Raw genomic sequence first — 14004 nt, 5'->3', positions numbered from 1 at the left:
AACACGGGTACGGGAACTTTCCTCGCGCGGCGCCGGGAATTCGCGTACCGGCCCCTCCCTCGTTCGCCGCGCGCGGGGTACGGTCGCCCTGCCTCGACATGACAACGTTGTCCGAGGGCCGGAGCCCGGTCTTCCCCCGCTCCCGTCCCGGGCACCGCCGAAAGGGAAAGCGCCATGCGCACGCCCCGTACTTCCGCCCGCGAACCTGCGCCCCCCGCCCGGCGCAGGGGCGCGGGTCTCCTCATCGCCGCCGTGACCTCGCTCGGCCTCCTCACCGCGAGCGTCCCCGCCGCCCAGGCCCACACCGGCCGCCCCGCGCCCGGCCGCGCGGCGAGCGCCTACGACTCCGTCGATCCCTTCATCGGGACGAAGCTCGACACCACGCAGAACAAGGGCAACAGCGCCTACGGCAACACGTGGCCGGGGGCCGCGCTGCCCTTCGGCATGGTCCAGTCGAGCCCGACGACGTACCGCACATCGGACGGCGACCAGAAGGGCGGCTACGAGTACACGGCCGACAAGCTGCGCGGCTTCGGCATGACGCGCCTGTCGGGCACGGGCTGCGAAGGCCGCTTCAGCGCCTTCGACTTCCCCGTCCTGCCGTACGCGGGCGCCCTCCCCGACGGCGGCCTGCCGCGGAGCCCCGCCGCCGACATCACCTCGTACTACCTCGACTACGACCACGACGCCGAGGAGGCGGCGCCCGGCTACTACCGCGCGGCGCTGGGCAACGGCGTGACCGCCGAGCTGACGGCGACGACGCGCTCGGCCGTGAGCAGGTACGCCTTCCCGCGCGACGGCGGCAGCGCGACGCTGCTGCTCGACGTGGCCGGGTCCAACAACGCGGTCTACGACAGCCATGTCAGCGTCTCCGGACGGACCGTGAGCGGCTGGGTGGAGGCCGCTTCGGTGTGCGAGGGCGGCGGTCACTACCGCGCGTACTTCTCCACGACCTTCGACAAGCCCTTCACCGCGCACGGCACCTGGCAGGGCGACGACGTCACACCCGGAGCGAACAGCGCGGACGGCGGCGACCGCAAGCACGGCGCGGGCGCCTGGCTCACCTTCCCGCGCGGCGCGAAGGTCACCTCGCACACCGGCCTGAGCTACGTGGACGTCGACGGCGCCGCGCGCAACGTACGGGCCGAGAGCGCCGGGCACTCCTTCGACGCGGTACGCGCCGAGGCCCGCCGTGCCTGGGAGCGCAACCTCGGGACCGTCAAGGTCGAGGGCGGTACGGCGGCCGAGCGGACGAAGTTCTACACGGCGCTGTACCACGCCCAGTTGCACCCCAACGTGACCGACGACGTGTCCGGCCGCTACCCGGGGTACGACGGCAAGGTGCGCACGGTCGCGCGCGGCCACCACGTCTACACGACGTACTCGGGCTGGGACACCTACCGCGGACAGGCGCAGCTGCTCGCGCTGCTCTTCCCGAAGATCGGCGACGACGTCAACCAGTCGCTCGTGGACATGGTCGAGCAGACCGGCACCTGGCCCAACTGGCCGCACCTGAACCAGGCGCAGCAGAAGATGACCGGCGACTCGCTCCAGGCGGTGCTCTCCGCGATCGACGCCTTCGGCAGCACGCACTACGACCGCGCGGGCGCGCTGCGCTCGATGGTCGAGACGCAGTCGCTCCCGGCGACGAACACGCGGCGCACGGCGGCGCTCCAGTACTTCGGCGCCGGTTTCGTGGAGAACGCGAAGGGCGACTCGGCGACGTCGAAGACGCTGGAGTACGCCATCGACGACTTCGCGATCGCCCAACTGGCCGGGCGGCTGGGCCAGAAGGAGACCGAGAACCGCTTCATGGCGCGCGCGCAGAACTGGCGCAACGTCTTCGACCCGGTCACCCAGGAGATCCGGCCGCGCTCGCGCAACGGCTTCGACCGGGACTTCGACCTCGGGCAGCGCGGCGACCAGTTCGACCAGGCGACCGGCTACCAGTACGGCTGGATGGTCCCGCAGAACATCGGCGGACTCATCGCCGCACGCGGCGGCGAGGCGAAGGTGAGCGCCGAACTCGACGAGCACCTGAGCCAGCTGGACGCGGGCGTGTACGGCACGAAGGGCGCCTACCTCTCCAACCAGCCGAGCTTCTCCGCCCCGTACGTCTACAACTGGCTGCGGCAGCCCGCGAAGACGGGCGAGACACTGCGGCGCGCGACGAGCGAGCTGTACGGCACGGGCCCCGACGGGCTGCCGGGCAACGACGACCTCGGCGCGCTCTCCGCCTGGTACGTGTGGGCGAACCTTGGCCTCAGCCCGACGATCTACGGCACGGCGAACCTGGTCCTGAGCGCCCCGCTCTTCGACAAGGTCACGATCCGCAGCCAGGACAGCACCCGCACACTGCGCCTCAACGCCCCGGGCACGACGGGCGACCGCCCCTACGTGCGCTCCCTCAAGGTCAACGGCCGTACGAGCACCGCGAGCTGGGTCGGCGAGGACTTCGCACGGCGCGGCGGGACGCTCGACTTCACGATGGCGGCGAAGCCGGGCGCCTGGGGCACACGGGCCGGTGACGTACCGCCCTCGTACGACGCGGGCTCGGACGCGCGCAACGACGTCGGGACGACGGCGGACGGCGCGAAGTCGGCGGGCTCGCTCGACCTGAGCGACAACTCCCTCTCGCGCGAGCGCCTCGCGGAAGCGGGCGCGGCTCCCGGGGCGAAGATCCCGCTGGGCGACACGGGCGTGACCTTCACGTGGCCGCGCACGGCCCCGGGGGAGCCCGACAACTGGATTCCGCACGGCCAGCGCATCGCCGTCGGCGGCCGCACGGGCACGGCGGCGACCGGGATCTCCTTCCTCGGCCTCGCCACGAACGGCCCGGCCCAGGGCACGGCGCGCGTCGAGTACACGGACGGCACCACGCAGGACGTCCCCGTGGCTCTCACCGACTGGACCCCGGGCACCGACTACCGCTTCGGCAACGTCCCGCTCGTCGAAACGACCGGCCGCAACCGCGCCGACGGTACGGCGGACACCACCCGCACCGTGGTCTTCGGTACGGCTCCCGAGGCCCTGGACCCGGCGAAGCGGGTGAAGTCCGTGGTCCTGCCGCAGTCCAGCGACAAGGGCGTCCTGCACCTCTTCGACGTCTCGCTCACCACCAAACCGCTGCCCACTACGGGCGACTGACCTCACCAGCCCCGGCCCGGCCCCGCACTCCGCGGGGCCGGGTTGACCCTCCCCCTACGTCAGGCTCAAGGCTGTACACCGACGAAAGGGCAGGTGGATGAGCTATTCCGTGGGTCAGGTGTCGGCATTCGCCGGGGTGACGGTGCGGACCCTGCATCACTACGACAAGGCGGGCTTGCTCTCGCCCAGCGGGCGCAGCCCGGCCGGATACCGCCTCTACAGCGACGCGGACCTGGCCCGCCTCCAGCAGATTCTCTTCTACCGCGAACTCGGCTTCTCGCTCGACGAGATCGCCGCGATCCTCAGCGATCCGCAGGTGAACGCGCTGGAGTATCTCCAGGCCAGACAGCGGCGGTTGAGTGAGGAGATCGCCAGGCTCCAGCAGCTGGCGGAGGCCGCGGAACGGGCCATCGAGGTCCATCGGACCGGGGTGTCCCTGAGCCCCCGGGAACGCTTCGAGGTCTTCGGCGAGATCACCTTCGACCTGAGCTACGCCACCCAGGCGGAGCAGAAGTGGGCGCACTCGGAGGGACAGCGCGAGGCGATGGCCCGCGCCGCCGCCCACACCAAGGAGGACTGGCGGCGGCTCATGGGCGAGGCCACCGCCTGGCGTGCGGAGCTGCTCGCTGCCTTCGACGAGGGGGAGCCGAGCGACGGCGAGCGGGCAAGGGACCTCGCCGAGGAGCACCGCCTGCACATCTCGCGCTGGTTCACCTCCTGCCCGCCGGACATGCACCGGCGCATCGCGGACGACTTCGTCGCCGACCCGCGCGCTTTCGCCCTGGTCGTTCCGCCGTCGCAGCAACGGCCGGGCCTCGCCGCCTACCTGGGCAGAGCGGTCCACGCCAACGCGGGCCGTCGTTCCGCACCGGGGGAAGCCCGATGAAGATCCTCGTCGCCGCCGCCGGCTCGCGCGGTGATGTCGCGCCGTACACGGGCCTGGGCGCCGAGCTGCGCCGGGCCGGACACGACGTGGTCCTCGCCACCACGGACGCCTTCGCGCCCCTCGTACGCGACGCGGGACTCGACTTCCGCGGCCTCCCCGCCGACGCCCGGGCGTCCGGAGGTGCCCAGGGCAGACGTGAACTGATGCGCACCGCCGCGGCGTTCATCTCGGACCTGGGGCAGGGCTTCGCCGACGTGATGGCCGAGGGCACGGACCTGCTCCTCCTTTCGACCACGACGGCTCCGCTCGGCTGGCACCTCGCCGAGGCCACGGGCACACCGAGCCTCGGCGTGTACCTCCAGCCCACCGAGCCGACCGGCGACTTCCCGCCGGTCGTCACCGGCGCCCGCTCGCTGGGCCGCCTCGCCAACCGCGTGGCCGGACGCTTCGCGCTCCGTATGACCGACCGCGTCTACGAGCAGGCGGTCGCCGGGCTGCGCCGGCGGCTCGGGTTGCCGCCGGACTCCGCCTCCGCGACGCGCCGTCGGCAGGAGCGCGCGAACTGGCCGCTCCTGTACGGCTTCAGCACGGCGCTCGTGCCCCGCCCCACCGACTGGCGGCCGGGTGTGGAGGTCGTCGGCAACTGGTGGCCTCCTCACGAGGCGAACGAACAGCTGCCCGAGGTCGTGGAGGACTTCCTCCAAGCCGGGCCTCGGCCCGTCCTCATCGGCTTCGGGAGCATGGCGGCGGGCGAGGGGGAACGGCTGAGCGAGATCGCCGTACGAGCCCTGCGCGACGCCGGTCTGCGCGGCATTCTCCAGGCGGGCAGCGCGGGGCTGGCCGCCGAGGGCGACGACGTACTCACCCTCGGCGACGTACCGCATGCCCCGCTGTTCCCGCGGCTGGCCGGGGTGGTCCACCACGCGGGGGCCGGAACCTCGGCCGCCGCCCTGCGCGCCGGGGTGCCTGCCGTCACCGTACCGGTGGCCGCGGACCAGCCGTTCTGGGCGGCACGCCTCGCCGCACTCGGCGCGGCCACCGAGCCGATCCCCTTCCGCTCTCTCACCTCGGAGCGCCTCGCCGACGCACTCGGCCGGGCGACGCGCCACCCGGCGTACGCACGAGCCGCCACGAGAGCGGCGCGGCACATGGCCACGGAGGACGGGGCGGGGCGGGTCGCCGAAGCCGTGCGGCGACTGGCCGAGGCCTGACCGACGGCCGCGGCAGCATCCGCGGCGCGGTCGACGACCGCCCACCGCGTTCGTCGACCGCTGCCGGTCGCTGGTTCGGCGCGTGTGGGCTGATCCGGGCGCTTGTGGGGGGGCGCCCGGGTCCTTGCGTCCGGGGATCGGGCAAGAAGTTGACCGTCTCAGGCAAGGCCGGACGTGGTCCGCGTAAGGAACATGGAGACATGCCTGTTCCGACCCGGCCGGCAGCGGGGCGAACGATATTCACCGTTCTCGGTGGGACATCATTCACCGTTCTCGGTGGGACATCTCCGCGGTGAGGGGGCGGCGCACCACTCCTGAGCGGGCCCTTCGCGGCCGACGCGGAGGAAGCGCCGCCTCCGTGGCGGCCGGCCGCCGGTCCTGGAACGCGCACTCCAACGCCCAGCGGACATGCAAGGAACGCACCTGATGAGCACCCAGCACCCCCTCACCCCCAACCGTCCCGCTCCGGCCTTTCTCGACCAGTCGCACGGCCATTTCATCGACGGCCGGGACCAGCCGCCCGCCGGCGGTGTCCACGTACCCAGCATCGACCCGATGACGGAGCGGACACTCACGAACATCGCGGTCGGCGACCAGCAGGACGTCGACCTGGCGGTTGCCGCGGCCCGGCGTGCGTTCGGGTCCGCGGACTGGGCCGGTATCACTCCTGAGCGGCGCAGCCGTGTGCTGCACCAGATCGCGGACGTGATGGAGGCGAACGCCGAAGAGCTGGCCACTCTCGACTCGCTGGAGATGGGCGGGCCGTTCGTCGGCACCCGGTGGATGGTCCACCACACCGTTGAGGTGTTCCGGCACGCGGCCGGGTGGCCCACGCGGATCTACGGCACGACCGCCCCCTCAGCGCCGACACAGCTGAAGTACACCACCCGGCGTCCTCTGGGTGTGGTGGTGGCCATCGCCAGCTGGAACGGCCCGATGCTGCAAATGGGATACAAGGTCGCACCCGCCCTGGCGACAGGGAACACGGTGGTGGCGAAACCTTCGGAGCAGTCCTCGCTCAGCTGGCTGCGCCTGACCCAGCTCATCCACGAGCACACGGACCTCCCGGACGGCGTGCTCAACGTCGTCACCGGCCCCGGGCCCACCACCGGTGAACTGCTCATCACCCACCCGGACGTGGACAAGGTCAGCTTCACGGGGTCCACCGCGGTCGGCAAGCACGTGCTGGAAGCCTCCAAGGACAGCCTCAAGCGCGTCACGCTGGAGCTGGGCGGCAAGTCGCCGGTCATCGTCCTCGACGACGCCGACCTGAACGAGGCCGCCGCCTCCGCCGCTCTGGGGTACCTGGCAGGCAGTGGGCAGGGCTGCGTCGCCGGGTCCCGCATCCTGGTGCAGGAGAGTGTGCGGGAGGAGTTCACCCGCCTGCTCACCGAACAGCTGGCCAACTGGTCCAAGGCTATGGGCGACCCGTTCGAGGCGACCACCGTCATGGGCCCCCTCGCCTCTCGCGCGCACTACGAGAAGGTGACGGGCTACATCGACCTCGCTCGCTCGCTCGGCGCCGAGGTCATCACCGCTGAGACCGATGAGAACGACCTGTTCGTCGGTCCGACCCTGGTCACCGGTCTGGACAATTCCTCGCGCGTCGCGCAGGAGGAGATCTTCGGCCCCGTCGCGGTGCTCCTGAGCTTCGACGACGCCGCCGAAGCCGTGCGCATCGCCAACGACACGCGATACGGTCTCGCCGCCACCGTGTACACCAACAACCTTGCGGAAGCGCACAGGATGGCCGAGCGGCTCCAGGCCGGAACGGTGTGGATCAACGGCGGGCACGACATGAGCACCGGACCGCTTCCCTTCGGTGGCATGAAGGAGTCGGGCATCGGCCGTGAACACGGGCCCGACGTCATCGACGCCTACACCGAGACCAAGGCCGTCGTCATCAACCTCTGACCGGACCGGACACACAGCCCTGCCGTCTCCTCACCAGGCTTCGTGAACCGCCTGTCGAGGTGAACCGCCTGGTGAGGAGACGGCAGACGTCTCGCAAGCGCCCGCAGGATGATGTTCCTTCACACCTTCGCCTCCTCTCGCACCGGCGCTCATGGCAGAGTTGGCCGATTGGCAAGCAACCGATCACACTGATTCCGCGGAGGCTTCATGCGCATTCGAAGGATCATGCTGGCGGGCATGCTGGTCTTCAGCGCCTCCGTCTCGGCGGGAGCCTGCTCGACCGCCGTGGACACCGGCCACGCCGACAGTTCGCCCGAGCCCGCCACGCTGGAGACTCGCGTCGGGCACGGCGGGATCGCCAGGAGCACGACCAAAGAACCGCACCTGGCGGCCCAGGCCCCCGGGACCGTGGTGGACACTCCGAAGAAGTGCGCCACCGTCGCCACCAAGATTCCCGAACAGTGTGCTGTACCCGGCCTTTCGTCCTCGACGATCACGATCGAGACTGCCAAGCCGACCAAGCACGCGCCGCACACATAGAGCCCGCACACGACCGACAGCAGGTGGCACGGGGCCGAAGCCGAACCAGGCTTCGGCCGCTTCCGTCTGCCGGCGCCTGTCCAGGATTCCGACGAGCGCGGGCGAACCGCTCGATCCAAGCAGCTGCAGAAACCCCTTTCATCGACCAAGAAGGTTCACTACCCTCACAACCCGTTCATGAATTTTCCGGAAGAGGCCCTCAAAACGGGGTCCAGGGGTGGGGTTTGCGCATGCCGCGGGAAAACCGGCGAGTGAAGCTGAGCGTGCTGGGCGGAGCCGCGGCGCTCGCGCTGTCCATAGCGGCCGCCGCTCCCGCGACGGCTGATGACGCCCCGTCGGGTCGGTGGCAGCGGGTCGAGCTGCCCGCCGGCACCATGATCGAGGACGCCGTCGCCACCCCCGCCGACGCCCCCGCCCCCGCCGACGCCCCCGCCCCCACGTCGGGCGGGCTCACGAAGGCGGCACCCCCGTCCGACACATGTCTGGGCATGACCGTGACCTATGGCTCCAGCGGGTGCTTCCAGCATTACGGCGACATCATCTGGGCCAAGGACACGGAGTCCGATGGCATGTCCGCCGCCGTGGTGGTCACGACCGACTACGGCCGCGCCCCCTTCGCCTGCGTCCACAAGGGAGGTGCGGGAACCTGGGGCACCTGCGACAAGGACTACCGCGAGGACGGCGATGTGAAGCTCCAGGTCCTGCGATACGACAGTGACACGGACTCCTTCTGGGAGCCCAGGGCCCACTCCGGCTGGATTCCGGTAAACGGGGCCTACTGACACACCACGGGACCCCTCCGCGAGCCGGGCACCCCGGCATCCTGCCTGACACCGGCCAACCTCACCGGCTCACCCCCCTCCCCCGCTTCCGCGGCCCGGCCTTTCGTCCGGGCCACGGTCGTCAGCGGGACCGAGTCGTCGGGCTGTTTCCAGGCCCCGCCCAGTAACCTCTCCCGGCATCCGCCCGTGAGGCGTTCGTCCGAGACGTTGTCCAGTCACTCGGCGGGCGGCCATGCGGCTCGGGCCCCCTTCGCCACCGGCTCCAGCATCGCCACGCACGCGAAGTGCTGCGTCATCGGAACCATGTCATGATGCGCCGAAGCGGAAGAACGCCCAGGTCACAGCATGTTTTTCGGTTCCGTCGGCGGGCTGCCGGGGCCGAGGGCGCCACATGGGCCCTCACGCAGGCTGAGGAATACGGCCGTACGGCGGACCGCCGGCCGCTCCGGTGCAGGACCGCAGTCCCCTCGCGGCGCTCGGCTTCATCGTCGGCCTGGAGCGCGCGGAGGTGCGGGGCCCGCCGCGGGAGCGATCGCGGGCCGGCCGGGAGTGGCGCGCGTCGGTTCCGGGTACTGCACGCCGGAGGGCGGCCCGTACCGGCTCGGGCACATCGGCGAGATCATGCACCTGTGGCTCCACGCGGCCGACGCGGGCGCCGCGGGCGCCGCGTGGACCGAGGGGCCGATCCGGCGCCTGGAGGGCGGGGAGTACACCTTCGCGGGTGAGGGCGAGCCGTTCTCGGGGATGCACGTGGTGCTCGCGGAGGGCGAGCGCAACCCGTACGCGACCGGGGAGCGGCATCCGGGAGACGAGCGCCGAGGTAGCGCCGCCCGGCCGGCGGACGGGGCACCGGCACGCGTCCATGTAGTCAAGTTTGACCAATCGCCAAGCGGGCATTAACGTGCGGCGAGCAGTAGTCAAGATTGACTACATGAGCGGAGGAGACGCATGGCCGACGCGATCGACGTCGAGGGCGTACGAAAGCGATACGGGGACAAGGCCGCTCTGGACGGTCTGGGCCTGCGGGTGGGAGGCGGCACCGTGCACGCCCTCCTCGGCCCGAACGGCGCGGGCAAGACGACGACGATCCGCGTCCTGACCACGCTGCTGCGGCCGGACTCGGGCCGGGTGACAGTCGCCGGGTACGACGTGGTGACGCAGGCCGACCGGGTGCGGGCCCGCATCGGACTGCTCGGCCAGCACGCGGCGCTCGACGAGGAGCTGGGCGGCCGGCAGAACCTGGAGATGTTCGGCCGGCTCTACCACCTCGGCGCCCGGCGGGCCCGCGCCCGCGCCGACGAGCTGCTGGAGCGGTTCGGCCTCACGGACACCGGTGCCAAGCAGGTCAAGCGGTACAGCGGCGGCATGCGGCGGCGGCTCGACCTCGCCGCGTCGCTGATCACGGAGCCGGAGGTGCTCTTCCTCGACGAGCCGACCACCGGGCTCGACCCGCGCAGCCGGGCCGAGGTCTGGGCGTCGGTGCGCTCGCTGGTCGGCGGCGGCACCACGGTGCTGCTGACCACCCAGTACCTGGAGGAGGCCGACCAGCTCGCCGACCAGATCTCGGTGGTCGACCAGGGGCGGGTCATCGCCGACGGCACCGCCGACGAGCTGAAGGCGCGTACCGGCGGCGACCGCATCGACGTCGTCCTGCGCGACGCGTCCCAGTTGGCCGCCGCGGTGGCCCTGATGCCGTTCGCCGCCGCCGACGTCACGGTGGACACCGACCGCCGGCGGTTCAGCGCGCCCGTGACCGACCGGATGAGCGCGCTCACCCAAGTGGTGCGGCTGCTGGAGTCGGCGGGCATCGAGGCGGAGGACATCGCTGTGCGCAGGCCCACCCTGGACGAGGTGTTCCTGCGGCTGACGGGGCGCTCCGAGGAGGCCCCGGCGTCGGACGAGACCCGGACCAGGGAGGCGGTGTGAGCGCGGTGGGCACGACGCACGCGGTGCGCGAGAACGGCGGTGGTCTCGCCTTCGCGCTGAGCGACTCCTGGACCATGACCCGGCGGGAACTCGCCCACTGGGGACGGCAGCCGGTACAGGTGGCCGTCGGCGTGGTCTTCCCCGTGATGATCCTGCTGATGTTCGGCTATCTGATCGGCGGCGGCCGGGACGTCGGCGGCGACTACATCGACTACCTGGTGCCCGGCATCCTCGCGCTGACCATGGCCTTCGGCCTGGAGAACACAGTGATCGCGGTCACCCAGGACATCAACAAGGGCGTGATCGACCGGTTCCGGTCCATGCCGATGGCCAACGGCGCGGTGCTGGTGGGCCGTTCGGCGGCGGACATGCTGCAGTCCACGGTGAGCCTCGCCGTGATGATCGGCGTCGGGTACGCCATCGGCTGGCGGGCGCACACGACGGCGGCCGGGTTCCTCGGCGCCGTGGGCCTCCTGCTGCTGTTCCGGTTCGCGATGCTGTGGATCGGCATCCACCTGGCCCTGGTGGCTGGGAAACCGGAACTGGTGCAGGCCGTGCAGATCCTGGTCTGGCCGGTGGGATTCCTGTCCAACGCCATCGCGACCCCCGCGTCCATGCCGGACTGGCTGGGCACGGTGGTGCAGTGGAACCCCATGTCCCAGACCGCGACGGCCGTACGGGACCTGTTCGGCAGCGTCGGCGGCGCGTCCGGGCACATCCTGGCGGCCGTGCTCTGGGCGGTGGGGCTGTTCGCCGTCTTCTTCCCGCTGGCCCTGCGCCGGTTCGCCCGGCTCAGCCACTGACCCCCCGTCGGCCGCACCGGCCGACGACCCGCTCCACCCCTGGATGCCGCCCGGGACCGGCCCCACGCCGGCCCCGGCGGTGACCGCCGGTGGCCGCGTCCCTGCCCCCCGTCAGCGGACGCGGCCACCGTCGTGTCCACGGCCGGGTCCGCGGCGCTCCTGCCATCGGCGGACGGGAATCGAGTGAGGCTCCAGCCTCGTGGGTGAGGCTCGGTGTCCGAGGACGCAACCGAGGCTCAGGACTGTGAGGAATCCGATGAAACGGGTCGTGATTACCGGCATGGGAGTGGTCGCCCCGGGCGGTGTGGGCGTCAAGTCGTTCTGGGAGCTGCTCACGGCGGGCCGTACGGCGACCCGGGCCATCACCCTGTTCGACGCGGCACCGTTCCGCTCCCGTATCGCCGCCGAGGCCGACTTCGACCCGGCCGAGCACGGATTCGGCCCCGCTGAGGCCGAACGGCTCGACCGGGCCGCCCAGTTCGCCCTCGTCGCCGCCCGCGAGGCCCTCACGGACAGCGGAGTCGACGAGACGCCGGACCCCCTGCGCACCGGGGTGAGCCTCGGCAGCGCGGTCGGCTGCACCACCGGCCTGGACACCGAGTACGCGGTCGTCAGCGACCACGGACGGGACTGGACCGTGGACCACACCCGGGCCGTGGCCCACCTCTTCGACTACTTCGTGCCCAGCTCGCTGGCGGCCGAAGTGGCCCGGACCGCCGGCGCCCAGGGCCCTGTGTCCCTGGTGTCCAACGGCTGCACCTCCGGCCTGGACGCGATCGGGTACGCCGCCGAGCTGATCCGCGAGGGCAGCGCCGACGTCATGCTGGCGGGTGCCACCGACGCGCCGATCTCCCCCATCACGGTCGCCTGCTTCGACGCCATCAAGGCGACCAGCCCGCGCAACGACGACCCGACGACCGCCTCGCGGCCCTTCGACCGGACCCGCAACGGCTTCGTGCTGGGCGAGGGTTCGGCGGTCCTGGTGCTGGAGGAGTTCGCACGCGCGCGCCGCCGGGGCGCGCCGATGTACGCCGAGATCTCCGGCTTCGCCAGCCGCAGCAACGCGTACCACATGACCGGACTGCGGGCCGACGGCCGCGAGATGGCCGAGGCGATCCGGGCGGCACTCGCCGAGGCACGGCTCGACCCGACCGCCGTCGACTACGTCAACGCGCACGGCTCGGGAACCCGGCAGAACGACCGGCACGAGACGGCCGCCTTCAAGCGCAGTCTCGGCAGCCACGCCCACGCCGTCCCGGTCAGCTCCATCAAGTCGATGATCGGCCACTCGCTGGGCGCGATCGGCTCGCTGGAGGTCGCCGCCAGTGCCCTCGCCATCACCCACAACACCGTGCCACCGACGGCCAATCTGCACGACCCCGATCCGGAGTGCGACCTGGACTACACCCCGATCACGGCCCGCGAGCGGCGCACCGACACCGTGCTCAGCGTCGGCAGCGGCTTCGGCGGCTTCCAGAGCGCCATCGTGCTGACCCGCCCCCGGCTCGCGGAGGCGGCGTGACGACGGCCTCGCCGGTGTCCGCGCCGACCCGGCCCTCCGCAGCCCGCCCGGAGACCCCCGTCGTGACCGGAATCGGCGTCGCCGCCCCCAACGGCCTGGGCGCGGCTGCCTGGTGGGCGGCCGTGCTGCGCGGGGAGAACGGCATCGGTCCCGTCACCCTGTTCGACGCCTCGGGCTATCCGGTGCGGCTGGCCGGCGAGGTGCCCGGCTTCGTCGCGGCCGACCACGTGTCCAGCCGCCTGCTGCCGCAGACCGACCGGGTGACCCGGCTGTCCCTGGCCGTCGCCCGGGAGGCCCTCGACGACGCCGGGGTGGACCCGGCCGAACTGCCCGACTACACCGCCGGAGTGGTCACCGCCAGTTCCGCGGGCGGATTCGAGTTCGGGCAGCGCGAACTCCAGGCGCTGTGGAGCCGGGGCGGCCGTCATGTCAGCGCGTACCAGTCCTTCGCCTGGTTCTACGCCGTCAACACCGGCCAGATCTCCATCCGGCACGGCCTGCGGGGCGCGAGCGGCGCCGTCGTCTCCGAGCAGGCGGGGGGGCTCGACGCGGTCGCGCAGGCCCGGCGGCAGATCCGCCGGGGCACCCGGCTCGTGATCACCGGGGGCGTCGACTCGGCGCTGTGCCCCTGGGGATGGGCGGCCCATCTGGCGGGCGGCGGTCTGAGCACCGCCGACGACCCTGCGCTGGCGTTCCTGCCGTTCGACGCCGGGGCCCGCGGCCATGTGGTGGGCGAGGGCGGGGCGCTGTTCGTGCTGGAGGACGCCGCGTTGGCCCGGCAGCGCGGTGCCCACATCTACGGATCGGTCTCGGGGTGTGCGGCGACCTTCGACGCCGACGGCTCCCCGCGCCTGGCCGACGCGGCCCGGCTCGCCCTGGCCGACGCGGGCGTGGGACCGGCAGACGTCGACGTGGTCTTCGCGGACGCGGCGGGCGACCGTGCCGCCGACCGGGCGGAGGCCGCGGCGATCGCCGACCTGTTCGGCCGCTTCGGGGTGCCGGTCACCGCGCCCAAGTCCATGACGGGCCGACTGCTGGCGGGAGGTGCCTCGCTGGACCTGGCCGCGGCCCTGTTCGCCCTGCGCGAGCAGGTGATCCCGCCGACCACGGGCACGGAGCGCCCGGCCGGGGACTGTCCCGTCGACCTGGTGACCGGCGCCCCGCGCCGCGGTGTCCGCCTGCGCCACGCCCTGGTCCTTGCCCGCGGCCGGGGTGGCTTCAACGCGGCGGCCGTGGTCCGCCGCGCCGACTGACCGGCTCCACCGACGAGCGT

The 14004-nt window shown here is 72.1% G+C and carries 10 protein-coding genes and 1 pseudogene; all 11 read left to right on the top strand.

Annotated features, from left to right (window positions below):
* Nucleotides 1–174: 174 nt before the first annotated feature.
* The 11 genes and pseudogenes from ACQYWQ_RS24185 to ACQYWQ_RS24135 all read left to right on the top strand — a co-directional run bounded on the left by ACQYWQ_RS24185 (nucleotide 175) and on the right by ACQYWQ_RS24135 (nucleotide 13984).
* Nucleotides 175–3147 carry a GH92 family glycosyl hydrolase gene (locus tag ACQYWQ_RS24185; protein ID WP_431037412.1) on the top strand — a complete coding sequence of 991 codons (2973 nt, stop codon included), beginning with the start codon at nucleotides 175–177 and terminating at the stop codon, nucleotides 3145–3147.
* Nucleotides 3148–3244: 97 nt separating this feature from the next.
* Nucleotides 3245–4033 (top strand): MerR family transcriptional regulator, encoded by a 789-nt coding sequence (locus ACQYWQ_RS24180; RefSeq protein WP_431037411.1) that lies wholly within the window; start codon nucleotides 3245–3247, stop codon nucleotides 4031–4033.
* Entirely contained in the window at nucleotides 4030–5244 is a 1215-nt protein-coding gene (locus tag ACQYWQ_RS24175) for a glycosyltransferase (protein ID WP_431037409.1), read from the top strand. Before ACQYWQ_RS24180 ends, ACQYWQ_RS24175 begins: the two co-directional genes overlap by 4 nt.
* A gap of 426 nt (nucleotides 5245–5670) precedes the next feature.
* Nucleotides 5671–7158, top strand: coding sequence for an aldehyde dehydrogenase family protein (locus tag ACQYWQ_RS24170; RefSeq protein WP_431037408.1), 1488 nt, complete (start codon nucleotides 5671–5673; stop codon nucleotides 7156–7158).
* Nucleotides 7159–7365: 207 nt separating this feature from the next.
* Entirely contained in the window at nucleotides 7366–7698 is a 333-nt protein-coding gene (locus ACQYWQ_RS24165) for a hypothetical protein (RefSeq protein WP_431037407.1), read from the top strand.
* 230 nt (nucleotides 7699–7928) lie between these two features.
* Nucleotides 7929–8480 (top strand): hypothetical protein, encoded by a 552-nt coding sequence (locus tag ACQYWQ_RS24160; RefSeq protein WP_431037406.1) that lies wholly within the window; start codon nucleotides 7929–7931, stop codon nucleotides 8478–8480.
* A 469-nt stretch (nucleotides 8481–8949) separates the two neighbouring features.
* Nucleotides 8950–9296: pseudogene (locus ACQYWQ_RS24155) on the top strand (PadR family transcriptional regulator); the annotation flags it as partial.
* Nucleotides 9297–9428: 132 nt separating this feature from the next.
* Entirely contained in the window at nucleotides 9429–10406 is a 978-nt protein-coding gene (locus tag ACQYWQ_RS24150) for an ATP-binding cassette domain-containing protein (RefSeq protein ID WP_431037405.1), read from the top strand.
* Nucleotides 10407–10480: 74 nt separating this feature from the next.
* Nucleotides 10481–11209: an ABC transporter permease gene (locus ACQYWQ_RS24145; RefSeq protein WP_431039323.1), complete on the top strand. Its 729-nt coding sequence runs from the start codon at nucleotides 10481–10483 to the stop codon at nucleotides 11207–11209.
* Between the two features lie 256 nt (nucleotides 11210–11465).
* Nucleotides 11466–12731 carry a beta-ketoacyl-[acyl-carrier-protein] synthase family protein gene (locus ACQYWQ_RS24140; protein ID WP_431037404.1) on the top strand — a complete coding sequence of 422 codons (1266 nt, stop codon included), beginning with the start codon at nucleotides 11466–11468 and terminating at the stop codon, nucleotides 12729–12731.
* 62 nt (nucleotides 12732–12793) lie between these two features.
* On the top strand, nucleotides 12794–13984 hold the full coding sequence (locus tag ACQYWQ_RS24135; RefSeq protein WP_431037403.1) for a beta-ketoacyl synthase N-terminal-like domain-containing protein: 1191 nt from the start codon (nucleotides 12794–12796) through the stop codon (nucleotides 13982–13984).
* Nucleotides 13985–14004 lie beyond the last annotated feature (20 nt).

Origin of the sequence: Streptomyces sp. P6-2-1 (assembly GCF_050613165.1) — a bacterium.
Lineage (GTDB): Bacteria > Actinomycetota > Actinomycetes > Streptomycetales > Streptomycetaceae > Streptomyces.
This window is presented reverse-complemented; position numbering and strand designations above follow the sequence as displayed.

What these genes read in the sequence shown, in the direction of transcription:
- ACQYWQ_RS24185 (WP_431037412.1), top strand. Translation starts at nt 175, where the DNA reads ATGCGCACGCCCCGTACTTCCGCCCGCGAACCTGCGCCCCCCGCCCGG.
- ACQYWQ_RS24180 (WP_431037411.1), top strand. Translation starts at nt 3,245, where the DNA reads ATGAGCTATTCCGTGGGTCAGGTGTCGGCATTCGCCGGGGTGACGGTG.
- ACQYWQ_RS24175 (WP_431037409.1), top strand. Translation starts at nt 4,030, where the DNA reads ATGAAGATCCTCGTCGCCGCCGCCGGCTCGCGCGGTGATGTCGCGCCG.
- ACQYWQ_RS24170 (WP_431037408.1), top strand. Translation starts at nt 5,671, where the DNA reads ATGAGCACCCAGCACCCCCTCACCCCCAACCGTCCCGCTCCGGCCTTT.
- ACQYWQ_RS24165 (WP_431037407.1), top strand. Translation starts at nt 7,366, where the DNA reads ATGCGCATTCGAAGGATCATGCTGGCGGGCATGCTGGTCTTCAGCGCC.
- ACQYWQ_RS24160 (WP_431037406.1), top strand. Translation starts at nt 7,929, where the DNA reads ATGCCGCGGGAAAACCGGCGAGTGAAGCTGAGCGTGCTGGGCGGAGCC.
- ACQYWQ_RS24150 (WP_431037405.1), top strand. Translation starts at nt 9,429, where the DNA reads ATGGCCGACGCGATCGACGTCGAGGGCGTACGAAAGCGATACGGGGAC.
- ACQYWQ_RS24145 (WP_431039323.1), top strand. Translation starts at nt 10,481, where the DNA reads ATGACCCGGCGGGAACTCGCCCACTGGGGACGGCAGCCGGTACAGGTG.
- ACQYWQ_RS24140 (WP_431037404.1), top strand. Translation starts at nt 11,466, where the DNA reads ATGAAACGGGTCGTGATTACCGGCATGGGAGTGGTCGCCCCGGGCGGT.